The sequence below is a fragment of the Jiangella sp. DSM 45060 genome (genome assembly GCF_900105175.1).
Taxonomy (GTDB): domain Bacteria; phylum Actinomycetota; class Actinomycetes; order Jiangellales; family Jiangellaceae; genus Jiangella.
In genome coordinates this window covers 1,996,659-2,021,756 of the sequence record NZ_LT629771.1, presented here as the reverse complement: position 1 = coordinate 2,021,756, position 25,098 = coordinate 1,996,659, and the positions used below count along the sequence as shown (strand labels likewise).

The 25,098-nt window shown below is 73.4% G+C and carries 20 protein-coding genes; 4 read left to right on the top strand and 16 right to left on the bottom strand.

Going from position 1 to position 25,098, the window contains the following annotated elements; all coding sequences use genetic code 11:
• Window positions 1–3 precede the first annotated feature (3 nt).
• The 4 genes from BLU82_RS09045 to BLU82_RS09030 form a co-directional block, all read right to left on the bottom strand.
• Window positions 4–528, bottom strand: coding sequence for a hypothetical protein (locus BLU82_RS09045; RefSeq protein WP_092618735.1), 525 nt, complete (start codon window positions 526–528; stop codon window positions 4–6).
• Entirely contained in the window at window positions 525–3,995 is a 3,471-nt protein-coding gene (gene dnaE / locus BLU82_RS09040) for a DNA polymerase III subunit alpha (RefSeq protein WP_092625627.1), read from the bottom strand. Before dnaE ends, BLU82_RS09045 begins: the two co-directional genes overlap by 4 nt.
• A 701-nt stretch (window positions 3,996–4,696) precedes the next feature.
• Window positions 4,697–5,353, bottom strand: coding sequence for a chorismate mutase (locus BLU82_RS35050; RefSeq protein ID WP_197682828.1), 657 nt, complete (start codon window positions 5,351–5,353; stop codon window positions 4,697–4,699).
• A 241-nt stretch (window positions 5,354–5,594) separates the two neighbouring features.
• Window positions 5,595–8,774, bottom strand: coding sequence for an AAA family ATPase (locus tag BLU82_RS09030; protein WP_092618731.1), 3,180 nt, complete (start codon window positions 8,772–8,774; stop codon window positions 5,595–5,597).
• A 120-nt stretch (window positions 8,775–8,894) separates the two neighbouring features.
• On the opposite strand from BLU82_RS09030, the gene BLU82_RS09025 reads away from it, so the two are divergent.
• Window positions 8,895–10,283: an FAD-binding oxidoreductase gene (locus BLU82_RS09025; RefSeq protein ID WP_092618727.1), complete on the top strand. Its 1,389-nt coding sequence runs from the start codon at window positions 8,895–8,897 to the stop codon at window positions 10,281–10,283.
• Here BLU82_RS09025 and BLU82_RS09020 read toward each other — a convergent pair.
• From BLU82_RS09020 to BLU82_RS09005, 4 genes are all read right to left on the bottom strand, one after another.
• A complete protein-coding gene (locus tag BLU82_RS09020) occupies window positions 10,270–11,196 on the bottom strand; it encodes an RluA family pseudouridine synthase (RefSeq protein WP_092618724.1) in 927 nt (308 codons plus the stop codon). The two genes, BLU82_RS09025 and BLU82_RS09020, sit on opposite strands and share 14 nt — an antisense overlap.
• Complete coding sequence (gene lspA / locus BLU82_RS09015; RefSeq protein ID WP_157740732.1) at window positions 11,193–11,723, bottom strand: signal peptidase II; 531 nt, start codon at window positions 11,721–11,723, stop codon at window positions 11,193–11,195. The genes BLU82_RS09020 and lspA overlap by 4 nt, the downstream gene beginning before the upstream one ends.
• Window positions 11,696–12,121: a TraR/DksA C4-type zinc finger protein gene (locus BLU82_RS09010; protein WP_197682827.1), complete on the bottom strand. Its 426-nt coding sequence runs from the start codon at window positions 12,119–12,121 to the stop codon at window positions 11,696–11,698. The genes lspA and BLU82_RS09010 overlap by 28 nt, the downstream gene beginning before the upstream one ends.
• Window positions 12,122–12,242: 121 nt before the next feature.
• Window positions 12,243–12,506 carry a DUF167 domain-containing protein gene (locus BLU82_RS09005; RefSeq protein ID WP_092618718.1) on the bottom strand — a complete coding sequence of 88 codons (264 nt, stop codon included), beginning with the start codon at window positions 12,504–12,506 and terminating at the stop codon, window positions 12,243–12,245.
• Between the two features lie 236 nt (window positions 12,507–12,742).
• Here BLU82_RS09005 and ileS point away from each other — a divergent pair, with 236 nt between their 5' ends.
• A complete protein-coding gene (gene ileS, locus BLU82_RS09000; RefSeq protein WP_092618715.1) occupies window positions 12,743–15,904 on the top strand; it encodes an isoleucine--tRNA ligase in 3,162 nt (1,053 codons plus the stop codon).
• A 47-nt stretch (window positions 15,905–15,951) separates the two neighbouring features.
• On the opposite strand, the gene BLU82_RS08995 is transcribed toward ileS, so the two are convergent.
• The 6 genes from BLU82_RS08995 to ftsZ all read right to left on the bottom strand — a co-directional run bounded on the left by BLU82_RS08995 (window position 15,952) and on the right by ftsZ (window position 20,471).
• Complete coding sequence (locus tag BLU82_RS08995) at window positions 15,952–16,557, bottom strand: class I SAM-dependent methyltransferase (protein WP_157740730.1); 606 nt, start codon at window positions 16,555–16,557, stop codon at window positions 15,952–15,954.
• 82 nt (window positions 16,558–16,639) lie between these two features.
• Window positions 16,640–17,443, bottom strand: a complete 804-nt coding sequence (locus BLU82_RS08990) for a DivIVA domain-containing protein (protein ID WP_092618709.1) — start codon at window positions 17,441–17,443, stop codon at window positions 16,640–16,642.
• A gap of 46 nt (window positions 17,444–17,489) precedes the next feature.
• A complete protein-coding gene (locus BLU82_RS08985) occupies window positions 17,490–17,768 on the bottom strand; it encodes a YggT family protein (RefSeq protein ID WP_197682826.1) in 279 nt (92 codons plus the stop codon).
• A gap of 106 nt (window positions 17,769–17,874) precedes the next feature.
• Window positions 17,875–18,414: a cell division protein SepF gene (locus BLU82_RS36135; protein WP_092618705.1), complete on the bottom strand. Its 540-nt coding sequence runs from the start codon at window positions 18,412–18,414 to the stop codon at window positions 17,875–17,877.
• A gap of 117 nt (window positions 18,415–18,531) precedes the next feature.
• Window positions 18,532–19,254 carry a peptidoglycan editing factor PgeF gene (gene pgeF / locus BLU82_RS08975; protein WP_092618702.1) on the bottom strand — a complete coding sequence of 241 codons (723 nt, stop codon included), beginning with the start codon at window positions 19,252–19,254 and terminating at the stop codon, window positions 18,532–18,534.
• A 17-nt stretch (window positions 19,255–19,271) separates the two neighbouring features.
• Window positions 19,272–20,471, bottom strand: a complete 1,200-nt coding sequence (gene ftsZ, locus BLU82_RS08970) for a cell division protein FtsZ (RefSeq protein WP_092618699.1) — start codon at window positions 20,469–20,471, stop codon at window positions 19,272–19,274.
• Between the two features lie 807 nt (window positions 20,472–21,278).
• On the opposite strand from ftsZ, the gene BLU82_RS08965 reads away from it, so the two are divergent.
• Complete coding sequence (locus BLU82_RS08965; protein ID WP_092618696.1) at window positions 21,279–22,244, top strand: YidC/Oxa1 family membrane protein insertase; 966 nt, start codon at window positions 21,279–21,281, stop codon at window positions 22,242–22,244.
• Between the two features lie 98 nt (window positions 22,245–22,342).
• Window positions 22,343–22,708 carry a hypothetical protein gene (locus tag BLU82_RS08960; protein WP_092618693.1) on the top strand — a complete coding sequence of 122 codons (366 nt, stop codon included), beginning with the start codon at window positions 22,343–22,345 and terminating at the stop codon, window positions 22,706–22,708.
• Window positions 22,709–22,933: 225 nt separating this feature from the next.
• On the opposite strand, the gene BLU82_RS08955 is transcribed toward BLU82_RS08960, so the two are convergent.
• Together BLU82_RS08955 and murC are read right to left on the bottom strand one after the other, a co-directional pair.
• Complete coding sequence (locus BLU82_RS08955) at window positions 22,934–23,686, bottom strand: cell division protein FtsQ/DivIB (protein WP_092618690.1); 753 nt, start codon at window positions 23,684–23,686, stop codon at window positions 22,934–22,936.
• Window positions 23,683–25,095, bottom strand: a complete 1,413-nt coding sequence (gene murC, locus BLU82_RS08950) for a UDP-N-acetylmuramate--L-alanine ligase (protein WP_092618687.1) — start codon at window positions 25,093–25,095, stop codon at window positions 23,683–23,685. Before murC ends, BLU82_RS08955 begins: the two co-directional genes overlap by 4 nt.
• Between the last annotated feature and the right edge of the window lie 3 nt (window positions 25,096–25,098).

Below are 25,098 nucleotides of genomic sequence, written 5' to 3'. Positions count from 1 at the left end.
TCGTCACACGCCGGGGGGCGACCAGGGGGTGCGGTCTTCGCGGAACAACGCGACGACCGCTGCGACGACGACGGCCACCATCGACCACACGAGCAGCGCCGCCGTCGACTTCAGCTCGAGCGGGAGCAGCACGTCGGCGCCGTCGGCGAGCCCGGACACGCTGCCGTCGGGGCCCAGGAACTCGCCCACGAACCGGGCGATGAGGGACCCGACGACGCCCATGGCGGCCAGCGAGACCAGGACCGCGACCGGGTTGCGCCGGTGCCAGACCACGAAGACGACCGACAACAGCAGCCCGAAACCGCCGCTGAGCAGCGCGAACACGGCGTCGCGGGTGAACAGGTGCTGGCCCTCGCGGGAGTCGTAGCCCAGCCCGCCGTCGACGACGACGCCGTGCACGTCGGGCGCCAGCAGCCACCACAGCACGCCCAGGAGCACGCCCGCGACGACGGACACGACGACGATCTGGACGACGACGCGGGTGCTGCTCGGCGCGTCGTGCCCCAGCCGCTCGGCGCGCGTTGTCACGACGCCAGACACGTGGGGCCCAGGAGCTGCTTGAGGTCGCCCATGAGCGCCGTGGACGGGGTGACCCGCAGGCGGTCGTCGAGCTTCATGACGGTGGTGCGGCTGGGCCCGGTGAGCTTCAGGTGCACCGGGGTGGCGCCGGGATGCGTCGTCAGGACGTCCTTGAGCCGCTCGACCACCGGCGGCGTGCACCGGGTCATCGCCATGGTGACGACGACCGGCCCGGACGGCCCGTCGGAGAGGTCGGGCATGCTCAGCTCGGCCGCGATGAGCTGTGGGGAGTCTTCGCGGCGGTCGAGCCGGCCCTTGACCACGACGATCTCGTCCTCGGCCAGCTGCAGCGCGTACAGCTGGTAGGTGGCCGGGAAGAACATCGCCTCGATGGAGCCCTCGAGGTCTTCGACCGTGACGATGGCCCAGGTGTCGCCGCGCTTGCTGACCTTGCGCTGCAGCGACGTGATGAGCCCGCCGACACTGATGGTGGTGCCGTTGGGGACCTCGTTCTCGTCGGCGAGCGCGGAGATGGGCCGGTCGGACGCGTTGGCGATGACGTGCTCGAGCCCGAGCAGCGGGTGGTCGGAGACGTACAGGCCGAGCATCTCGCGCTCGAACGCCAGCTTCTGTTTCTTGTCCCACTCGGTCAGCTCGGGGACCTGGACCTCGAAGCCGCCGGCGGCGTCGTCGCCCGCGCCGCCGAAGAGGTCGAACTGGCCGACCGCCTCGTTGCGCTTGAGCGAGATGACGGTGTCGACGGCGTCGTCGACGACGGCGGCCAGCGCGCGCCGCGCGTAGCCGAGGGAGTCGAACGCGCCGGCCCGGACCAGCGACTCGACCACGCGCTTGTTGCAGACGTGCACCGGGACCTTGTCCATGAAGTCCGGGAACGTCTCGAACCGGCCCTTCTCCTGCCGCGCCGCGACGATGCCGTCGACGACGTTGGCGCCGACGTTGCGGATGGCGGTCAGGCCGAAGCGGATGTCGGTGCCGACCGGGGTGAAGTCGCCGGCCGACTCGTTGACGTCGGGCGGCAGCACCTTGATGCCCATGCGGCGGCACTCGGACAGGTACAGTGCCGTCTTGTCCTTGTCGTCGCGGACCGACGTGAGCACCGCGGCCATGTACTCGGCCGGGTAGTGCGCCTTCAGATAGGCGGTCCAGTACGCGATGACGCCGTAGGCCGCGCTGTGCGCCTTGTTGAACGCGTAGTCGGAGAACGGGACCAGGATGTCCCAGAGCGTCTTGATGGCGGCGTCGCCGAACCCGTTGGCCTTCATGCCGTCGGAGAACGGCACGTACTCGGCGTCGAGGACCTCGCGCTTCTTCTTGCCCATGGCCCGCCGGAGCAGGTCGGCCTTTCCGAGCGAGTACCCGCCGAGGTGCTGGGCGATGGCCATGACCTGCTCTTGGTAGATGATCAGGCCGTACGTGGTGCCGAGGATGGGTTCGAGCGCCTCGGCCAGCTCGGGGTGGATCGGCGTGATGGGCTGCTGGCCGTTCTTGCGCAGCGCGTAGTTGATGTGGCTGTTCGCGCCCATGGGGCCGGGGCGGTACAGCGCGATGAGGGCGGAGATGTCCTCGAAGTTGTCGGGCTTCATCTGCCGCAGCAGCGAGCGCATGGGCCCGCCGTCGAGCTGGAAGACGCCGAGGGAGTCGCCGCGGCCGAGCAGCTCGTACGTGCCGCGGTCGTCGAGCGGCAGCTCCTCGAGGACGATGGCGTCCTTGCCGTTGCGGACGATGTTCTTCAGCGCGTCGTCGAGGATGGTGAGGTTGCGCAGGCCCAGGAAGTCCATCTTGACCAGCCCGAGCTCTTCACAGGTCGGGTAGTCGAACTGGGTGATGATGGCGCCGTCCTGCTCGCGCTTCATCACCGGGATGGTGTCGAGCAGCGGCGCCGACGACATGATGACGCCGGCCGCGTGCACGCCCCACTGGCGCTTGAGGTTCTCGAGGCCCTTGGCGGTGTCGACGACCCGGCGGACCTCGACGTCGGATTCGTACAGCGACCGGAACTCGCCCGCCTCGGCGTACCGCTTGTGCTCGGGGTCGAAGATGCCGCTGAGCGGGATGTCCTTGCCCATGACGGCCGGCGGCATGGCCTTGGTGATGCGCTCGCCGACCGCGAACGGGTTGCCCAGCACCCGGCTGGCGTCCTTGATGGCCTGCTTGGCCTTGATGGTGCCGTAGGTGACGATCTGCGCGACGTGGTCGGTGCCGTACTTCTCGGTGACGTAGCGGATGACCTCGCCCCGCCGGCGCTCGTCGAAGTCGATGTCGAAGTCGGGCATCGACTTGCGCTCGGGGTTGAGGAACCGCTCGAAGATGAGCCCGTGCGGGAGGGGGTCGAGGTCGGTGATGCCCATGGCGTACGCCGCGATGGACCCCGCGCCCGACCCGCGGCCCGGGCCGACCCGGATGCCGTTGTCCTTGGCCCAGTTGATGAAGTCGGCGACGACGAGGTAGTAGCCGGCATAGCCCTTGGTGGTGACGACCTCGGTCTCGTAGTTGGCCCGCTGCCGCACCTCGTCGCTGATGCCGCCGGGGAAGCGCTGGTGCAGCCCGCGCTCGACCTCCTTGACGAACCAGGAGACCTCGTCCTCGCCGTCGGGCACCGGATAGCGCGGCATGTACTTGCCGGCCTCCTCGACGAACTTGACGTCGCAGCGCTCGGCGATGAGGAGGGTGTTGTCGCAGGCCTCGGGGTAGTCGGCCCATTTCTCGCGCATCTCGGCCGCGGTCTTGAGGTAGAAGTCCTCGGCGTCGAACTTGAACCGCTTGGGGTCGGCGAGAGTGGAACCGGACTGCACGCACAGCAGGACGGCGTGCGCCTCGTGGTCGGCCTTGTGGGTGTAGTGGAGGTCGTTGGTGGCCAGCAGCGGCAGCCCGAGGTCCTTGCCCAGCCGCAGGAGGTCTTCGCGGATGCGGGTCTCGATGTCGAGCCCGTGGTCCATCAGCTCGAGGAAGAAGTTGTCCTTGCCGAAGATGTCGCGGAACTCCGACGCCGCCTTGATGGCCTCGTCGTACTTGCCCAGCCGCAGGAACGTCTGCACCTCGCCGCTGGGGCAGCCGGTGGTCGCGATGATGCCTGCGGAGTAGCGCTGCAGCAGCTCGCGGTCCATGCGCGGCTTGAAGTAGAAGCCCTCGATGCTGGCCAGCGATGACAGCCGGAACAGGTTGTGCATGCCGCCGGTGTTCTCGGCGAACATCGTCATGTGCGTGTAGGCGCCGCTACCCGAGACGTCGTCGCCGCCGCCGTCGCCCCACCGCACCCGCGTCTTGTCGAACCGGCTGGTGCGCGGCGTGAGGTAGGCCTCGGTGCCGATGATCGGCTTGACGCCGTACTTCTGCGCCTTCTTGTAGAACTCGTAGGCGCCGAACACGTTGCCGTGGTCGGTGGTCGCCACTGCCGGCATGCCCTGTTTCGCGGCCTCCGAGAAGAGGTCGTCGAGACGGGCGGCGCCGTCGAGCATGGAGTATTCGGTGTGCACGTGCAGGTGCACGAAGCTCGACGATCCGGAGGAACCAGCAGCACTCGACACGACGTTCAGACGCCTCCTCACGCAGACACTCCACCGGCGGTCAGGGGGTGGGCGCCGGGGACTGGAGACAGCCTATGCCGAGGCTCCGACAGCGTCTCGATGCCACTCCGTGGTGAGTCGTCGCGGTGCTGTCGCGGCCGCCTGGCGGTGGTGGTGAGGTGGCGTCCAGGGTGATCGAGGTGACGGGAGTGGCGTGGGTGGCCAGGGTGGCGGGAGTGGCGCAGGCGACCGGAGTGGCGCAGGTGGCGGAGGTGGCATCCGGGTAGCGGCGACGCGGGCGCCGGCATGCGCTGACCGGTTGCGCGCCGTGGCAACGTTGCGGGCCCGCGCCGCGGCACGGGCACGCGTGGCGGCGTCCGGGGCGGCGACGCCCGTCAGCGCACGTGCGCCAACCGGTCACGTGCCGTCGCAGCCGGACGCAAGCGGGCGCCGGCACCGGCGTGGCGTGGCCGCGGCGATCGCCGTGGTAGGCATGACCCTCCCGGCCCGGGTGGGGCCCACCCTAGGGGCGGGCACCGACAGACTCGCCGACGACAGCGGCCGACCTGCGGGCCGACGACGACGGCAGGTGCCCGGCGAACGGCGGCAGGCGCAGGGGCCGGCGAACGGCGGCCGGCGGCCGGCAGGACCGGTCAGAGCCGCCAGACGGGCGGTTCGTCCGAGTCGTCGCGTTCGGCGGCGTCCAGGCCGGCCTCGATGATCGCGGTGACGATGCGGGCCAGCGACTCCGGCGGCAGCGACGGCGCGCGCTCGGCCATCGCGACGACGATGGCGGCCTCGCGGTCCGGGTCGCGTCCGGCGTGACCGCCAACGGGCTTGAGGCGCTGCACCCGGCCGGCCAGCGCGACCCGGTGCTCCAGCAGCGTCGCCAGGGCCGCGTCGACGGCGTCGATGGCGGCGCGGCAGGCGGGGACGGTGTCCGGGACGGCGGACCGGACCAGCGGCGCGACCCGGACGGCGGCCTCGCGGGCCTGGGCGGCGGCCGCGGCGCCGGGCGCGTCCAGCCACAGCCCGTCGGCTCCGGCGGCGACGGCGGCAGCGGCGAGCTCGGGCCGCTCCCCCAGGTTGACGACGACGGGCCGGCCGTGCCGCCGCGCGGCCTCGACGACGGCCGGGTCGAGGGTGTCGACCAGGGTGACGGAGCCGGCCGGGACGGCGTCGTGGTCGAGGTCGCCGCCGGCGCCGGGCGGCGCGACGACCGGCGGGCGGACGGCGTCGCGGAACGCGGCGGGAACGACGGGGGCGTCGGCGCTCGCGGTGCGGGTCGCCGGGTCGGGCGGTGCGGTCACGGGATGCTCCTGTTCCGGGAGCGGCCGCTCGACTCGGGAGCCGGCCGCTCGGGCCACATGACGAGAGGCCCCAGGCCGGTGCCTGAAGCCTCGTGAGCCGGCTCGGATGAGGGCCGCGTTACGTCTCGACGCGGCCGGCCACCCGGGCCGGCTTCCTAAAGTCGAGGAACGTACGCATGGCCACGAAGCTACCGCACCACGTCCACGACCCGGACCGCCTGGTTCACATGACGAGACGGCATCAGCGGGGACGCAGCGCCTCCCGGCAGGCCGCCGACACCGAGCGCGCGGCCGCCAGCGGGGCCGTCCAGCCGGTCCGCTCCCCGGCCGCCACCAGCGGCGAGAGCAGCTCGGCCGCGCCCCGAGCGTCGCCCCGACGGAGCCGGGCCCGGGCCAGCGCCACGTACGTGTCGGCGCCGTACAGCCAGACCGACCCCGGCGGCGCGCCGACGGCCCGGATCATGGCGTCGGCCTCGTCGATCAGCTCGCGCGAGTCCGTCGCGGCGGCCAGCGCGGCCAGGCACGGCAGCCGGTAGGCCTCGGTGCCGTGCCGCTCGGCGATCGTCAGCCCGCGCTCCAGCAGGGTGACGGCCTCGGCGGTGCGGTCCAGCTCGAGCAGCGTGGTGGCGTAGGCGGCCATGCTCGCGGCTCCGAACCACGCGTGCGCCGGCAGCGTCAGGGACCGCCGCCCGTGCCTGACGGCGTCGCCGGGCCGGCCGCGCAGCCGCGCGATCCAGCCGAGGTTCGCCTCGTACCAGGACTCGTACCCGGTGTACCCGCTGCGCCGGTTGACGGCCAGGGCCTCCTCGACGCGGCTGGTGGCGGTGTCCCAGTCGCCGCGGGCGATCGCCGGGAACGCGGACTCGAACACACACCACTGCAGCAGCCAGAGGTCGCCGGAGCGGCGGCACAGCGGCTCCAGCTCGTCCAGGACGGCGCGCAGCTCCCGCACCTCGCCCAGGTAGGCGTGCGCCGTCTTCAACCCGTCCAGCGCCACCGTCAGCGCGTCGTCGCCGCCGACGACGCGGGCCAGCGACAGCGCGCGCCGGCCGTACGACAACGCGTCGTCGAAGCGCAGCCGGTTGGCCGACAGCACCGAGAGCCACGCCAGCAGCTCCGACTCCGCCGGACGGTCGCCCAGGCGCTGCGCCAGCCGCAGGCTCTGCTCGAGGTGCACCGTTCCGTCTGCCACCGGCCGCCCGCCGCCGGCCCACGCGGGGCCGCCGAGCTGGCGCAGGGCGCGCATCTCCAGGTCCTGGTCGCCGGCCGCCCGGGCCGCCCGCAGCGCCTCCTCGTGGTCGGCCACCGCGTCGGCGTAGCGGAACATCGCCTCCCGCGCGCGGCCGCGGGCCAGGTGCGCCCGACCGGTCAGCTCGACGTCGCCGCTGCGGCCGGCCGCGTCGATGGCCTGGCGCAGCAGCGCCTCGGCGTCGCCGACGGCGTACCGGCGCAGCGCCTGCTCCCCCGCGGCCAGCCAGCCCGGCCCGGCGCGCGCCCAGTCGCCCGCGGCAGCGGCGTGCCACGCGACCGCCTCCGGGTTGCCGGCCTGCAGGTCCGCGGCGCGCAGGTGGTACGCGACGCGGGTGGGCGGCGGCGTCGCGGCGTAGAGCGTCTCCTGGACGAGGTCGTTCCCGAACTCGTACGAGCGGCCGGCCACCACGAGCAGCCGGGTCGGCAGAATCCGATGGCAGCGCCGGGCCGCCTCCTGCGCGCTGAGGTCCAGCAGTCCGGCCAGCATCATCGGCGTGAACGACGAGCCGAGCACGGCCGCGGCGTGCAGCAGCTCCTCGGCCTGCGGCCCGGCCCGCCGGACCCGGGCCATGACGCTGGCCCGCAGCGACTCCGGGATGCCCTCCTCGCCCGCGGCCAGCGCACGCAGCGTCTCGACCACGAACAGCGTGTGGCCGCGCGTGCGCCGGGCGATCTCCGCACCGTGCGCCTGCTGGCCCGCCTCGGCGGCCAGCCGCGCGATCGCCGCCGCGTCGAGAGGACCGACGTCGAGCCGATCGGCGACCCCGTCCAGCGTGGCGAGCACCCGCTCGCCCTCGTCCGCCCGGACGGTGCCGATCACCAGCAGCCGCCCGCCGGACGTGTGCCGGCCGAGGTAGTGCAGCAGCTCGACGGTGGCCGCACCGGCGTTGTGCAGGTCGTCGACGACGAACACGACCGGCTGCCGGGCGGCCAGCCGGCGCAGGAAGCCGGCCACGGCGTCGTAGACACGACGACGCTCGGCGGCCGCGCTGCGCCGCTCCGGCGGAGGTTCGCCGAGCAACGCCGCCACCTCCGGCACCAGCGTGGCCAGGGCACCGGCGCGGTCGCCCGCGGCCTGCCGCAGCACCGGCGCCGGCAACTGGGCGACCAGCCGGCCGAGCGCCTCGGCCACCGGCTGCAGGAACAGCGAGCGCTCGACGTCGTAGCAGCGCGCCTCCAGGGTGCGCCCGCCGGTGCGGCGAGCGAGCCGCGCGGCCTCCTCGGCCAGCGCGGTCTTGCCGATCCCGGCCTCGCCGGCGAGCAGCACCAGGGCGCCGTCGCCCGCCACCGTCCGCTCCCACAGCCGGACCAGCCGGGTGAGCTCGGCCGCGCGCCCGGGCAGTCGCTCGGCGCTCGCGACGGGGCCGGCAGCAGTCCCGGCGACGGCGACGGCGACGGCGACAGGCGTCGCCTGCTGGCGCAGGATCGCGACGTGCAGCTCGCGGGTCGGCGGCGCCGGGTCGACGCCCAGCTCGGCGGCGAGGGCGGCACGTAGCCGCTCGAACACCGCCAGAGCCCGGGCCGGCTCGCCGGCGGCGTCGTAGGCGCGCATCAGCGACCGCGCGGACCGCTCGTCCAGCGGCTCGGCCGCGGCCGCCGCCTCCGCCGCCGCGAGGGCCGCCGCGACGTCTCCCGTCCGCAGTCCCGCGTCGGCCGCGACGGCGCGGGCCCGGCCGGTCAGATCGGCCTGGAGCCGCCGGCCCTCCCCCGCCCAGGCGGCGTCCGCCTCGTCGGCCAGCAGCGGCGCGGCGCCGACGAGGTCAAGCGCGGCCCGGGCGGCGGCCAGCGCGAGCGCCGGCTCCGCGCTCGCCAGCCGGAGCTCCGCCTCCTCGACGAGCTCAGCCGCCCGGTACAGGTCGACCTGAGCGCCGTCGCCGAGACGGTAGCCGGACCGGCCGCCGGCCACGACCTCCTGGCCCAGCGCGCCCCGCAGCCGGCTCACCAGGGTCGCGACGCTCGCCTCCGGCCGCCGCGGCGGCGGCCCGGACCACAACGCCTCGACGATCGCGTCGACGGGCACCAGCCGGCCGCCCGCGACGGCCAGCAGGGCCAGCAGCGTCCGCCCCTTGCGGTCGCCCACCTCGCCGGTGGCCAGCGCCCGGCCCGCGCGCACCACGGTCAGCTCACCGACCACGAGCACCTGCAGCTCAGCACCGTCCGCCGCGCTCACCCCCCTGCACCAGGTCGTACTCCTCCCGGCAGCGCCGGTCAAGAGCGACCGCAACGCCACCGCAACGCGGCGTGGAACCGTCGCCGGCGTCCGAACGACCCACCAACGGGGGGCAACACCATGAGCACCACCATCGAGACCGGCGACGCGCGCCGGGAGCTCGCCGACGTCCGCGGCCGGCTGACCGGGCCGGAGGACGCCGGCTACGACGAGGCCCGCAAGGTCTACAACGCCATGATCGACCGCCGCCCGGCGCTGATCGCCCGGTGCGCCGACGCCGACGACGTCGCCCGGGTGGTCCGCTTCGCCCGCGACCACAGGGTGCCGCTCGCCGTGCGCGGCGGCGGCCACAACGGCGGCGGCCTGGGCGTCGTCGACGACGGCGTCGTCATCGACCTGGGCGACCTGAACGACGTCATCGTCGACCCGGTGGCCAGGACGGCCCGGGTCGGCGGCGGCTGCACGTGGGGCGAGGTCGACCGCGCGACGAACGCGTTCGGCCTGGCCACGCCGAGCGGGATCATCTCGACGACTGGGGTCGGCGGGCTGACGCTGGGCGGCGGCCTCGGCCACCTGACCCGCGCGTTCGGCCTGGCCATCGACAACCTGCTGGAGGTCGAGATGGTGCTGGCGAGCGGCGAGCGCCTCACCGCGAGTGCGGCCGAGCACCCGGACCTGTTCTGGGCCGTCCGCGGCGGCGGCGGCAACTTCGGCGTCGTCACGTCGTTCCTGTTCCGGCTGCACGAACTGGACACCGTCATCGCCGGCCCCACGTTCTGGCCGGTCGAGCAGACCGCCGAGGTGCTCGCCGCCTACCGCGATTTCCTGCCCGCCGCGCCGCGCGAGCTCAACGGGTTCTTCCTGGTCGGGGCGGTGCCGCCGGCGCCGCCGTTCCCCGAGGAGTTGCACCTGCGCACCATCTGCGGCGTCGTCTGGTGCCACGTCGGGTCCGCGGAGCAGGCCGCCGCCGACATGGCGCCGTTGCTGGACGCGCTGCCCGAGCCGCTGCTGCACGCACCGGCCGCGATGCCGCACCCGGCTCTGCAGAGCGCCTTCGACGGCCTCTACCCGCCGGGCGACCAGTGGTACTGGCGGGCGGACTTCGTCACGGAGATCCCGGACGAGGCGGTGGCGATCCACGCCGACTTCGGCGCCCGGCTGCCCACCTGGAAGTCGACGATGCACCTGTACCCGATCGACGGCGCGGCCCACGACGCCGGCCCGGCCGACACCGCCTGGAGCTACCGCGACGCGCGCTGGGGCTCGGTGTTCGCCGGGGTGGACGCCGACCCGGCCAACGTCGAGCGCATCCGCTCGTGGTCGGTGGACTACTTCTCGGCGCTGCACCCGTACTCGGCCGGCGGCGCGTACGTGAACATGATGATGGACGAGGGCGAGGAGCGGGTGCGGGCCAGCTACCGCGACAACTACGAGCGGCTGGCCCGCGTCAAGGCGCGGTACGACCCGGACAACCTGTTCCGGGTCAACCAGAACATCAAGCCGGCCTGATCGCGTCCAGAGCCTGCTGGAGGTCGTCGGGGTAGGCCGAGGTGAACTCGGCCCACTCCCCCGTCCCCGGGTGCTCGAAGCCCAGCCGCATGGCGTGCAGCCACTGCCGCGTCAGCCCGAGCCGGGCGGCCAGCGTGGGGTCGGCGCCGTAGGTGAGGTCGCCGACGCAGGGGTGCCGCAGCGCGCTCAGGTGCACCCGGATCTGGTGCGTCCGCCCGGTCTCCAGGTGGATCTCCAGCAGGCTGGCCGCCGGGAACGCCTCCAGGGTCTCGTAGTGCGTGACGCTGGGCTTGCCGCCGGCGACGACGGCCCACTTGTAGTCGTGCTGCGGGTGGCGGTCGATGGGGGCGTCGACGGTGCCGCGGGACGGGTCGGGGTGGCCCTGGACCAGCGCGTGGTAGACCTTGTCGACCGTCCGCTCCTTGAACTGCCGTTTCAGCGACGTGTAGGCGCGTTCCGACTTCGCCACCACCATGAGGCCGCTGGTGCCGACGTCGAGGCGGTGGACGACGCCCTGCCGCTCGGCGGCCCCGCTGGTGGAGATGCGGAAGCCGGTGCCGGCCAGGCCGCCGACGACGGTGGGACCGGTCCAGCCGGGGCTGGGGTGCGCCGCGACGCCGACCGGCTTGTCGACGACGACGACGTCGGGGTCGTCGTGGACGACGCGCATCCCCTCGACGTGCTCGGGGACGACCTGCACGGGCGCCGGCGGCGCCGGGAGCTCGACCTCCAGCCAGGAGCCGCCGCGCACGCGCGCGGATTTCATCGCGACGGAGCCGTCGACCACGACGTGGCCGTCCTCGACCAGCGCCGCGGCCTTGCTGCGGGAGAACCCGAACAGCCGGGCCAGGGCGGCGTCGAGGCGCTCGCCCTCCAGGCCGTCGGGGACGGGGAGACTGCGGTGCTCGCTCACGACGCGACCACCTCGCGCCGCCGGGCGTCGTGCGGGACGCCGCGCACGCTCAGCACCGCGACCAGCACCGCGCCGGTGACGATGGCGGTGTCGGCGAGGTTGAAGACCGGCCAGTTCGGCAGCTCGACGAAGTCGACGACGTGGCCGCGGAACGCGCCGGGCATGCGGAAGATGCGGTCGGTGAGGGTGCCCAGCGCGCCGCCCAGGACGGCGCCGAGCGCCACCGCCCAGCCGCGGTGCGCCACCCGGCGTCCGACCACGACGATGACCAGCGCGACCGCGATGGCGACCACCGTGAGCACCGGCGTCAGGTTCGTGGCCAGGCTGAACGCGGCGCCCGGGTTGCGGATCAGCCGCAACTGCACGACCTCGCCCAGTACCGGGACCGCCCGGCCGGGGTCGAGCAGCGCGACCGCCAGGATCTTCGTCAGCTGGTCGGCCGCCAGCACGGCGGCGGCCACGGCCAGGAGGACGCCGGTGCGGCGGCGCCCTCCGTCCGTCAGCGGCGCTCCTGCTTCTGCTTGCACGTCATGCACAGTGTGGCCCGCGGGAACGCCTGCAACCGGGCCTTGCCGATGGGGTTGCCGCAGTTCTCGCAGATGCCGTAGGTGCCGTTCTCGATGCGGCCCAGCGCCCGCTCGGTCTGGTTCAGCATGTCGCGGTGGCTGGCGGCCAGCGACATCTCGTGTTCGCGCTCGAACGTCTTGGTGCCGGTGTCGGCTTGGTCCTCGCCGCCGGTGTCGCCGCTGCGCAGCAGGTCGGCGATGTCGGCCTCGGCCTCGGCGATCTCCTCGCGCAGCCGCGTGCTGTCGGAGCTCAGCAGGTCGCGGACCTCCGTCAGCTCGGCCTCGGTCCACGGGTCCTCGTCCTCGCGGACCACCAGGGCGGCCGCCTCAGCGGCCTCGACCTTGCTGTTCCCGGCCATGGTGTCCACCTTCGCCTTCGCACCCGCCATCTGCCTCGCCACCCTTCCGTACCCCCGTTGCCCCGTCCCACCCCTGCATGTGAGCCAGGTGCCGTGAGAATAGATCGTGACCCGCCCGTCATCAATCCGCCTCGCGCATGAGATCTGCCAGGCGTGATGCCGTCGCGTCCGGGACCTCGACTGTCTTGGTCCTGCTGGTCGTTCCGGTGAGCAACGTCACCTCCCTGCGGCGTATTCCCAACGCGCCCGCCACGGCCTCCAGTGCCGCCTTGGTGGCGGCGCCGTCGACGGCCCGCGCCTGGACCGCCACCACGAGGGCGTCGCCGTACCGGCCGCCCACCGCCGTCCGGGAGGCGCCCGGCCGCACCCGGATCGTCACGCGCACGGGCCCCAGAATAGGTCGGCGCGAGCGTCCGTGCCCGTCGTACACTGGGCAGCGTCGCGAGCAGGCGTTGACGGGGCCATCACCTCCGAGCCGCCGGAAGAACGGCGCCAAGGCGCTCACTAGACCCGGCCGCGGCGAACGAAGCGGACCGGCGTCGCCGGTCAAGGAGGGTGGTACCGCGGGGTCCGCCTCGTCCCTCCGTCGGAGATCGAACGACGGAGGATTCGAGAGCGACGATGACCGAGCCGACCGGCTACCGCGAGGTGCCCGCCCAGGTCGACCTGCCGGCGCTGGAGCACGACGTACTCGCGCTGTGGCGCGACAACGACGTGTTCGCGCAGACGGTGAAGAACAGCGAGGGCCGCCCGCTGTGGACCTTCTACGAGGGTCCGCCCACCGCCAACGGCATGCCCGGCACCCACCACATCGAGGCGCGCGCGTTCAAGGACGTGTTCCCCCGCTACCGGACGATGAAGGGCTACCACGTGCCCCGTCAGGCCGGCTGGGACTGCCACGGCCTGCCGGTCGAGATCGCCGTCGAGAAGGAGCTCGGCTTCCAGACCAAGAGCGACATCGAGGCGTACGGCGTCGCCGAGTTCAACCAGAAGTGCCGCGAGTCGGTGCTGCGTCACGTCGACGCGTTCGAGCAGCTCACTGAGCGCATGGGCTACTGGGTCGACCTCTCCCAGGCGTACCGCACCATGGACGCGTCGTACGTGCAGAGCGTCTGGTGGTCGCTGAAGCAGATCTTCGACAACGGCCTGCTGGTCGAGGACTACCGGGTGTCGCCGTACTGCCCGCGCGACGAGACGGCGCTGTCGTCGCACGAGCTCGCGCAGGGCTACGAGACCGTGGTCGACCCGTCGGTGTACGTGCGGTTCCCGCTGACGGGCGGCCCGCTGGCCGGTCAGGCGTCGCTGCTGGTGTGGACGACCACGCCGTGGACGCTGGTCTCCAACACCGCCGTCGCCGCGCACCCCGACGTCACGTACGTCGCGGCCCGCGCGGCGGGGTCGTCCGAGCTGCTGGTGCTGGCCGAGCCGCTGCTGGCGTCGGTGCTGGGCGACGACGCCGAGGTCATCTCGTCGTTCACCGGCGCCGACATGGAGCGGTGGACGTACCAGCGCCCGTTCGAGCTGGTCGACATCCCCGACGCCCACATCGTGGTCGTCGACGGCTACGTCACCACCGAGGACGGCACCGGGCTGGTGCACCAGGCGCCCGCGTTCGGCGCCGACGATCTGCGCGTCTGCCGCCGCTACGGCCTGCCGGTGGTCAACCCGGTGCGCTCCGACGGCACCTTCGCCGACGACGTTCCGCTGGTCGGCGGCCAGTTCTTCAAGCGCGCCGACGCCGACCTCGTCACCGACCTCGAGCACCGCGGCGTGCTGTTCCGGCACGTCCCGTACGAGCACGAGTACCCGCACTGCTGGCGCTGCCACACGCCGCTCATCTACTACGCGCAGCCGTCCTGGTACATCCGCACCACGCAGATCAAGGACGCGTTGCTGCGCGAGAACGAGAAGACGAACTGGTACCCCGAGACCATCAAGTGGGGCCGCTACGGCGAGTGGCTGCGCGGCAACGTCGACTGGGCGCTGTCGCGGAACCGGTACTGGGGCACGCCGCTGCCGATCTGGCGCAACGACGAAGACCCGTCGCGGATGGTGTGCGTGGGTTCGTTGCAAGAGCTGTCCGAGCTGTCCGGCCAGGACCTCTCCGAGCTCGACCCGCACCGCCCCTACGTCGACGACGTCACGTTCACCCTCGACGGCGTGCCCGGCACGTTCCGCCGCGAACCGTACGTCATCGACGTCTGGTACGACTCCGGCGCCATGCCGTTCGCGCAGGTCGGGTACCCGTACGAGCCCGGGAGCGCCGAGGCGTTCGAGAAGTCGTACCCGGCGCAGTTCATCAGCGAGGCGCTCGACCAGACCCGCGGGTGGTTCTACACGCTGATGGCCATCGGCACGCTGGTGTTCGACCGGTCGTCGTACGAGAACGTCGTCTGCCTCGGGCTGATCCTCGCCGAGGACGGCCGGCGCATGAGCAAGCACCTCGGCAACATCATCGAGCCGATCCCGCTGATGGACGAGCACGGCGCCGACGCCGTCCGCTGGTTCATGCTGGCCAGCGGCTCGCCGTGGCTGCCGCGCCGGGTCGGGCACGCGAGCCTGCAGGAGATCGTCCGCAAGGTGCTGCTGACCTACTGGAACACCGCGTCGTTCCTGTCGCTGTACGGGCGGACGGCGGGGTGGACGCCGGGCGCGGGCGCTCCCCCGGTCGCCGAGCGGCCGGTGCTGGACCGCTGGGCGCTGTCCGAGCTGCACCGGCTGGTCCGCGAGGTCGACGCCGCGATGGACGGCTTCGACACGCAGGCGGCGGGAGCGAAGCTGACGGCGTTCGTCGACGACCTCTCCAACTGGTACGTGCGGCGCTCGCGGCGGCGGTTCTGGGACGGCGACCCCGCCGCCCTGGCCACTCTGCACGAGTGCGTCGAGACGCTGACGCGGCTGATGGCGCCGATGGTGCCGTTCGTCACCGAGCGGGTCTGGCAGGACCTCGTCGTGCCGTCCGACCCGGACGCCGCCGCGTCGGTGCACGCCGCGACCTGGCCCGAGGCCGACGCGGCGCTGATCGACGACGCGCTGCGGGCCGAGATGGCGCTGACCCGGCGGCTGGTCGAGCTGGGCCGGGCCGCCCGGGCGGAGTCGAAGGTGCGCACGCGGCAGCCGCTGTCGCGCGCGCTGGTCGGCGCCCGCGGCTGGGACACCCTGCGGCCGGAACTGCGCGCCGAGGTCGCCGACGAGCTGAACGTGGCGGCGGTGCTGTCGCTGGCCGAGGCCGGCGCCGGCGAGGACCTCGTCGACGTGTCCGCGAAGGCGAACTTCCGGTCGCTGGGCAAGCGGTTCGCCAAGGACACCCCGCGGGTGGCGGCGGCGGTCGCGGCCGCAGACGCGCCGGCGCTGGCAGCGGCGCTGAAGTCGTCCGGCCGGGCGTCGGTCTCCGTCGACGGGCTGGGCGAGGTCGAGCTGGCGCCCGACGACGTCGTCGTCACCGAGACGCCGCGCGAGGGCTGGGCGGTCGCCCGCGAGGGCGAGACCGTCGCGCTGGACCTCACGCTGACCGACGCACTGGTCCGGGCTGGTCTGGTCCGCGAAGCGGTCCGGCTGGTCCAGGAGGCCCGCAAGGCGTCCGGCTTCGAGGTGTCCGACCGCATCGAGCTGGCGTGGTCGGCGTCGGACCAGCTGGCGGCCGCGCTGCGCGAGCACGGCGCCCTGCTGGCCGACGAGGTGCTGGCCACGGCCGTGCACGAAGGGCTCGACGCCCTGGAGGGCCGGCCCGACCACGGCGACGCCGACCTCGGGCTGACGTTCCGGGTGCGCCGGGTCGTCTGACGGCATTGCGGCGCGCCCCGGCCCCCGCGGGCTGGGGCGCGTCGCCGTCAGCGGGACAGGGTGGCGACCAGGTCGCCCTGCCGCCGGACGCCGGGATCCTGCCGGGCCGACGCGCGGTCGACGACGAACCCGTGCGGCGCGAGCAGGTCGCCGAGCGCGTCGGCGGACCAGTAGTACGCCGTCGTCACCGCGTGGTCGAACGCCGCGCCGGCCGCGTCGTCGAAGAACCCGAGCAGCAGCGACCCGCCGGGCGCCAGGACGCGGGCGAACTCACCCAGGATCGCCGGGACGCCGGCGGGTGCGGTGTGGATGATCGAGTACCAGGACAGGACGCCCCCGGCGGACCCGGAGGCCACCGGCAGCGCGGCGAGGTCGCCCAGCACGAAGTCGGGCGACGGGAACCGCTGCCGCGCCGCCTCGACGAACCGAGCCGACGCGTCGACGCCGGTCACGTCCCGTGTCCCGCCCTGCGCCAGCAGGTCGCTCCAGTGTCCCGGGCCGCAGCCGGCGTCGACGATGCGACCGTCGACGCCGTGCTGCCAGCGTTCGATCGTGTCGCGGTCCTGCTGAGCCGACTGGCCGACCGACCCGAACAGGTCGATGTACTCGTTCGCGCGCGCGTCGTACGCGGCGCCGACGTCCGTCGCCGTCACGCCGGCGGTCCCCCGTGCACGGGCGCGCGAAGGGGCCCGGCCGGCGGAATCCGCCGGCGTCGGGCCCTTTTCGATTGGAGCGTCAGCGCTGTTCGTCGTCGAGCAGGCTGGCGACCGAGCGGAGCGAGCCGCCCGTCTGCGCCGCCTGGGCGTTGCCGCCCGGCCCGGACGACTGCGGCGCGCCGCCACCGCCGCCCGCTGCCGCCGCGGGGACCTGCCCCACGCCGGTGTCGGCTTCGTCGACACCGCCGGTCTCGAGCTTGCGCAGCTCGCGCTCGAGGTAGGACTTCAGGCGGCTGCGGTACTCGCGCTCGAAGGCGCGCAGCGTCTCGAGCTCGCGCTCGAGGTCGGCACGGTCGGACTCGAGCTTGCCGAAGACCTGGGAGCGGCGCTTCTGCACCTCCTGCTCGATCGAGTCGGCCCGCTGCCGGGCGTCCTGCTCGATCTTCGCGGCCTTGGCCTTCGTCTCGGAGTCGAGCTTGTCGGCACGGCTGCGAGCGTCGTTCATGAGACGGTCGGCCTCGGCCTTGGAGTCGGCGACGAGCTCGTCGGCCGTCTTCTGGGCCAGGGCGAGCACCTTGGCCGCGGCGTCGCTGGGCTGCACGCCGACCGGCGCGGCGGCGGCCGCGGCAGACGGCGGGGCCTCGGGAGCCTTCGGCGCCTCGGGCTGGCGCGGAGCCTGGATGGGCTCGGCCGACGCGGCGACTCCGCCGCCACGGGTCACGGCGGAGAGCTTGTCGCGCAGCTCGTCGTTCTCGCGCTGCATGCGAGCAAGCTCGGCCTCGACCTCGTCCAGGAACTCGTCGACCTCCTGCATGTCGTAACCCTCGCGCAGGCGGACCGTCGTGAACTCTTTGTTCTGGACGTCCTCGGGCGTCAGTGGCATAGCGTCACCTCGGATGTGGGCATAGGCAGAATGTCACCGTACCGCGTCATCCTAGGGATCCGACAACAACAAGCAGAATCTGGACCAGGATGATGAGCACGATGAACGCCAGGTCTAGGGCGACCGAACCGATCCGCAACGGCGGCAGCACACGGCGAATCGCGCGCAACGGCGGGTCGGTCACCGTGTAAATGGCCTCCAGCACCACGAGCACCAGCCCCTTGGGCTGCCACTCGCGGGCGAAGACCTGGATCCAGTCGACCACGAGCCGGACCAGCAAGGCGATGAAGAACAGCCACAACACCGCGGAGAGGATCTGACTCACAGCCGACACAACACCTGAACTTACCCGACGTCGGCGCGGATCGATGACTGGGACACGGCGAGCCGGGCGCGAGTTCGCGGAGTTTGCGAATCACGCCCGGCCCACGTCAGCTCTGGTTGAAGAACCCGCCGCTGACCATGCGGGCCTTGTCCTCGGCCGTCACGCTGACGTCCGCGGGTGTGAGCAGGAACACCTTCGCCGTGACGCGGTCGATGCTGCCGCGCAGGCCGAAGATGAGCCCGGCGGCGAAGTCGACCAGACGCTTGGCGTCGACGTCGTCCATCTCGGAGAGGTTCATGATGACGGGCGTGCCGTCGCGGAAGTGCTCGCCGAGCGTGCGCGCCTCGTTGTACGTCCGCGGGTGCAGCGTGGTGATGCGCGCCTCACGCATGGCCGGTGCCCTCCGTACTGCCTGGACCGGGCGGCGGTCGGCGAGCGAGGCGACCGTGGCGGTGTGCTCGCGTTCGGGCGCCCGCTCGCGGTCGCGGCGCTCGGGGAGCCGCTCCTCGGGCTCCTCGGCCGCCGCCTCCTCGTACTCGTCGGCGTACGCCTCGTCGTAGTCGTCGTCGGTGTATTCGTCGTCGTAGCGGTCTCGGTCCTCCACGAGGCCGAGGTAGACCGCAACCTTGCGCATTGCGCCGGCCATTCAAGTCCTCCGACTAGTGGTGGACGGTCCCCTGTTGATCCAGACACTAGCCCTGGGTACAGCCGGATCCGGGGATTGTGAGCGCGACACGCCCACGTGTCGCAGCAGTCACACCAATCACGCCTGACTCATCCATGCCACCCCGGCGAACCGTCCGGTGACGCCGTCACGGCGATAGGAATAGCTGTGCGGATCCTCGATCGTGCAGGTCGCGACGGTCTCGACGGCGGCGCCGGCGGCCCGCAGCTGCGCGACGACGCCGGCGGGGACGTCCAGGCCCGGTGTGCCCTGCCTGGTGACCGCCCACGCCTCCGGCACGACGGCGGCGACGTCGGCCCGCATGGCTTCGGGAACCTCGTAGCAGCGCCCGCAGACCGCCGGGCCGACCCGCGCGACCAGCTTGCGGGCGCCGAGGTCGCGCATGGCCGAGATGACCGCCGGGACCACGCCGGCCTTCAGCCCGGGCCGGCCCGCGTGCGCGACGCCGACGACGGCGGCCTCCGGGTCGGCCAGCAGCACCGGCACGCAGTCGGCAACGAGGACGGCGAGCGCGCGGCCCGGCCGCGTCGTCACCAGCGCGTCGACCTCGGGCGCCGGACCGGTCCACGGCCCGTCGACCACGGCGACCGCGTTGCCGTGCACCTGGTTCATGTAGTTGACGCCGTCGGGTGCGAGGCCGATCGCCGCGGCGAGGCGCGCGCGGTTGGCAGCGACCGCGTCCGGGTCGTCGCCGACGTGCCCGCCGAGGTTGAGCGAGTCGTACGGCGCGACGCTGACGCCGTCGTGCCGGTCGGTGAAGGCGAACCGGACGGAACCGGCCGCGCTGGTGTCGCGGAGCACGACGACTTCAGCCCGTGCTATTTCAGGAAATCGGGCACGTCCAGGTCGTCGCTGGCCGTGGACGGGACGATGCGGCGCTGTTCGCGGGGCGGGGCGGGCGGCGCGGCGGGTGCGCCGTCACCGTCGGCGCCGCCCGTGTCCCCCTCGTCGCTCGGCTTCGCCGCGGCCGGGGTGGCCGTGGCGACCGAGCCGATGCCCCCGGCGGCGGACGCGCTGCTGCCTCCGGCCGCCTCGGGCTTCTTGACGGTGCCGAGGTCGCGGCGGACCGGCTGCCCGCCGTCGAACCCGGCCGCGATGACGGTGACCCGGACCTCGTCGCCGAGCGCGTCGTCGATGACCGCACCGAAGATGATGTTGGCGTCGTCGTGCGCCGCCTGCGCGACCAGGTTGGCCGCCTCGTTGATCTCGAACAGCCCGAGGTCGGAGCCGCCGGACACCGACAGCAGCACGCCGTGCGCGCCGTCGATGGAAGCCTCGAGCAGCGGGCTCGATATCGCCATCTCGGCCGCAGCCACCGCTCTGTCCTCGCCGCGGGCGGATCCGATGCCCATGAGCGCCGATCCGGCGTTGCTCATGACCGACTTCACGTCGGCGAAGTCGAGGTTGATCAGGCCGGGCGTCGTGATGAGGTCGGTGATGCCCTGGACACCGGAGAGCAGCACCTGGTCGGCGCTCTTGAACGCGTCGAGCACGCTGACCTGGCGGTCGCTGATGGACAGCAGCCGGTCGTTCGGGATGACGATGAGGGTGTCGACTTCCTCCCTGAGCGCCTCGATGCCGGCCTCGGCCTGCATGGCGCGCCGTCGACCCTCGAACATGAACGGGCGGGTCACGACACCGATCGTCAGCGCGCCGAGCGACCGCGCGATGCGGGCCACCACCGGCGCTCCGCCGGTGCCCGTGCCGCCGCCCTCGCCCGCCGTGACGAAGACCATGTCGGCGCCCTTGAGCACCTCTTCGATCTCCTCGGCGTGGTCCTCGGCGGCTTTGCGACCGACGTCGGGGTTCGCGCCGGCGCCCAGGCCGCGGGTGGCCTCGCGCCCCACGTCGAGCTTCACGTCGGCGTCGCTCATCAGCAACGCCTGCGCGTCGGTGTTGATCGCGATGAACTCGACGCCCTTGAGGCCGACTTCGATCATGCGGTTGACCGCGTTGACTCCGCCGCCGCCGATGCCGACGACTTTGATCACCGCGAGGTAGTTCTGCGGAGCAGTCACTGGACATCGCCTTTCGTCGAGTTCAAACCCTCACCCTCAAGTTGAGGTTTATAGTTATGTCAACCTGAGGATGATGAAACGCTAAGCGCCATAGCGGCTCGGCTCCCGTAGACACGCCGTAGTCCGCACGGATTGACCGCCTCGTGGTCTCAGCGCGCCCGAGTGCGCTTACCCTGGTCGCCATGACTCGGCGGCTCGGCGGCGACTCCGGTGCGGGCGACGAGCCGCGCCCCGATCCCCGCCCCGCGTCCGACGCGGCCTCCGACGCTGCGGCCGGCCGCGCTCCTGGCGCGGGAGACGGCCCCGCCGCCGATTCCGCAGACCGCCGTCCTGGCGCGAGCAACGACCCCGCCACCGATCCCGCCGGCAGTTGCCGCGACTCCGGCGCCGGCCGCCGGAGCCGGGGCGCCGGGCCCGCCCGCCGCCGCTCCCCCGGGTCCCGCGGACTGGCCTCCCGCCTCGGCGCCGCCGTGTCCCGGCTCGCCACGCGCTGGACGGCCGCCGTCGCGGTCGTCCTGGCGACGATCCTCGCCGGTGTCTTCGCGACGCCCCTCGGCTCGGCCCCCGGCGTGGTCGCGTTGCTCGCCGTCCTCATCATGGTCCTCGCGATGCTGGCCACGTCGCGGTCCCGCGTCCCCGCCGCCCCGCGGTACGGCCCCGGCCTGCGCCGCGTGGCCGCCGCCCCTCCCGTCGTCATCGCCCAGACCGACCCCGACGCCGCCGCCCGCCCGCGGCCGAGAGCGCCGTCCGGAGAGCTGGTTCCGCTCAGCTGTCCGTCCACGTGCTCTCGTTCCGAAGGGTCCCGTCATGTTGTCCGTTCTCGACACACCTGCCCAGGGCGTCTCCGTTCTCGTCCTCGGCCTCTCCTCCGCTGTGGAGCCGCTCGCCGGTGACGCCGCCACCGGCCTCGCCATCCTCCTCGTCGTCGTGCTCGTCAGGCTGGCGCTGCTGCCGCTGAGCCTGCGCGCCGCCCGGGCCGGACGTGCCCGGCTGGCGCTGCGCCCGGCCGAGTCGCGGCTGCGGGAGCGGTTCCGCCGCGATCCCGTCCGCCTGCGCCGCGAGCTCACCGCCCTGCACCGCGCCCACGGCACCTCGCCGTTCGCCGGCCTCGGCGCGTCGCTGGCTCAGGCGCCGTTCGTCATGGTGCTGTACCGGCTGTTCTCCTCGCCGACCCTCAACGGCGGGGCGAACGCACTGTTCACGCACACGCTGTTCGGCGTGCCGCTGAGCGACCGCTGGCTGGCCGCCGTCGGATCGGGCGTCGTGCCGGCGGAGCTCCTGGTCCTCGGCGCCGTCTTCGTCCTGCTGATTCTCGTCGCCTGGTGGTCCTCCCGCCTCGCGGCGCGGTCGGCGGCTCGGTTGGCCGCCGCGGCCACCGAGCCCGGTTCCGGTTCGCCCTCGTCAGCGCCCCGCCGATCCACCGGCCGCCGGACCTCGCCCGCCAACTCGCCCCGCCGCTCCACCGGCTGGTCGCTCGGCCGCCTCCTCGGCCGCCCCAGCTCGCGACCTGCCGGCCGCTCGGACGCACCGTCCGCCTCCGCTCCCCGCCCCGGCTCGCCCCGCCGCGCCACCGGCCAGCCCTCCTCGCCGTCCGAGGTCGAGGCGCTGATGGCCCGGCTCGGCCGGATCCTCCCCTTCGGCACGGTCGTCGTCGCCGCGTTCCTGCCGCTCGCCGCCGCGCTGTACCTGCTGGTCACCACCACCTGGACGGCCGCCGAGCGGTCGGTTCTCTGGCGCGACCGGCGCGACGGCGCGCTCCCGTCGGTTGCCTGATCACCCTTCCATCCACAGCCCTCACCAATCCCCGGACTTGTCCACATTTCCCTCCTTCGCCCTCGCCCATCCCCGCCCCATCTGGCGCAATTGAACCCATGACGAACACCCACATCCACCCCACGCCCCTCACCATCGACGGATTGGAGGTCCACGAACGCCGCATCCCCCGCCAACGCACCCGCACGCGGTTCGACGACGAGATCGCGCGGCTCATCCGCGACCGCGTCCAGGCCGACCTCGCCAAACGCACGGCCCGCCGACGACGCCACCGCCAAGACCGCGACGCCCTCGAGCAGCGCCGTCGCTACGCCAAGCAGGCGCTGCACGCCGAGAAGCTCGCGGCCAGGGCGCAGCAGACCTGCCGTTGCAGCCAGCCGCGACCACCCGCGCTGCTCGGACGAGATCCCGGCGGCGGGACGAGCGTGCTCACCCTCTGCCCGGTCTGCGGACGGAGGACCTGATGACCACGCCCGGCCCGTCCGGCTGACCCGCCGCATGCGGCTGGCCGGGGCAGCCACCCACGCCCCGGACGGCCCCACGCGAGCCTGTGACCTGCACGCACGCCGCCCGGCCCGTCCGGCTGACCCGCCGCATGCGGCTGGCCGGGGCAGCCACCCACGCCCCGGCCGGCCCGACGCGAGCCGGTGACGTGCAGACGTCTGCGGCCAGCGCCAGGCGCGTGTGCGTCAGGGGTTGACGGCGGGATGCTCCGGCGCGGACACGTCGTACGACGACGGCGGCTCCTCTTGAGCACCGATCAGCGCCAGCAGCACGTCGGCCTTGCGATCGATGTCGTCGGCGGTGCCCCAGCGCACCTCCGCGCCATCGGCGAGGCCGAGCCTGATGTCGGCCTCCGAGCGCGCCTCCACGGTGTCGACGAGGTCGTACAGCGTGTCGGGCAGCCCGGTCAGCACGGTCACGCCCGCCGCGCGCACGGCGTCGTCGACGTCGGAGGACGAGTCGTCGCCGGGGGCGCTCAGCACGGGCAGGTCGTCCGGCCGCGAGTCCGAGGCGCCGAACAGGGCGCCGGTCTCGTCGACGTTCCACCACGAGCCCTCGGCCGACACCGCGGCCACCGGCACGCGCGGCGTGACGTCGATCGTCAGCGTCGACGGCCACGACCGGCGGACGTCGACGGACGCGGCCTCGGGCAGCTCGGCGACGCGGCCGGCGATGGCGTCGGTGTCGACCCGCGCCAGCGGCGTGCCCATGGGCACCTCGGCCCGCGACAACACGTCCTCCGACAGCGACGACGGCACGCCCTCGACCGATACCGACTTCACGGAGAGCACACTTGACCAGCCGACCAACCACACCAGTCCCGACACCACGGCCAGGCCCAGCAACGCCAGCAGCAGGCCGAACAGCCGCCGCAGCCGCTGCCGCCGGGCCCGCGCCGCGAAGAGCTGCGCGCTCGGCGACCGCGACGCGACGCTCATCGCGACCGTGCCTCCAGCACGTCGAGCACTTCCGGACCGATCAGCGTGACGTCACCGGCGCCGACGGTCAGCAGGATGTCGCCGGGCTCGGCGCGCGACGCCGCGAGCTCCGGCACCGCCGACCACGACTGCTCGAACACCACGTGCGACGGCGGCAGCGGCACCGCGGCGGCCACGAGCGCACCGGTCACGCCGGGCTCGGGGTCCTCGCGCGCGGCGTAGACGTCCATGACGACGACCTCGTCGGCCGCGCCCAGGGCGGTGCCGAACTCGGCCGCGAAGATCCGCGTGCGGCTGAACAGGTGCGGCTGGAACACCACCACGACGCGGCCTGGTCCCGCCACGCCGCGGGCGGCGGCCATCGCGGCGGCCACCTCGGTCGGGTGGTGGGAGTACTCGTCGTACACGCGCACGCCACCGGCGACGCCCTTGAGCTCGAACCGGCGCCGGGTGCCGGTGTAGCCGGCCAGGCCGTCGAGCACGTCACCGGCCGGGAAGCCGAGGCCGAGCGCGGCGGTGAAGGCGGCGGCCGCGTTCAACGCGTTGTGCCGGCCGGGCAGCTGCAGCTGGATCCGCTCCTGCCGGCGGCCGCGGGCCACCAGCTCGAACGACACGCCGGGCCCGGTGAGGTCCAGCGCGGTCACCCGCACGTCGGCGTCGCGCGACTCCCCGAACGTGTGCACCACGACCCCCCGCTGGGCGGCCCGCTCCCCCAGGGCGCGGGCGCCTGGGTCGTCGGCGCAGACCACGAGGAAGCCCGAGACGCAGTCGACGAACGCGTCGAAGGCGGCCTCGTACGCCTCCGGGGTGCCGTAGAAGTCGAGGTGGTCGGCCTCCACGTTGGTGACGATCGCCACCTCGGGCTCGTAGGCCAGGAACGACGCGTCGCTCTCGTCGGCCTCGGCGACGAAGATGTCGCCGCTGCCGTCGTGGGCGTTGGCGCCCGATTCGTTCAGGTTGCCGCCGATCGCGAACGACGGGTCGGCGCCGCAGTGCTGCAAGGCGACCGTCATCATCGACGTGGTCGTGGTCTTGCCGTGCGTCCCGGCCACGGCGATCGCGCGTCGCCCGGCCATCACCGACGCCAGCGCGGCGGCCCGGGGCAGGATCGGCAGGGCACGCTCGCGCGCCTCGACGATCTCGGGATTGCTCTCGCGGATCGCCGTCGACACGACGACGGTCTCGGCGAGGCCGACGTTCGACGCGGCGTGCCCGACGTGCACCTCGGCGCCGAGCGCGCGCAGGCCGGCCAGCACGCCCGAGTCCTTGGCGTCGCTGCCCGACACCGGCACGCCGCGGGCGAGCAGGATGCGGGCGATGCCGCTCATGCCGGCACCGCCGATGCCGACGAAGTGGACCCGGCCCAACTTCTCCGCGGGCACGGTCCGCTCCGGTGGCGAGACGATCACGTG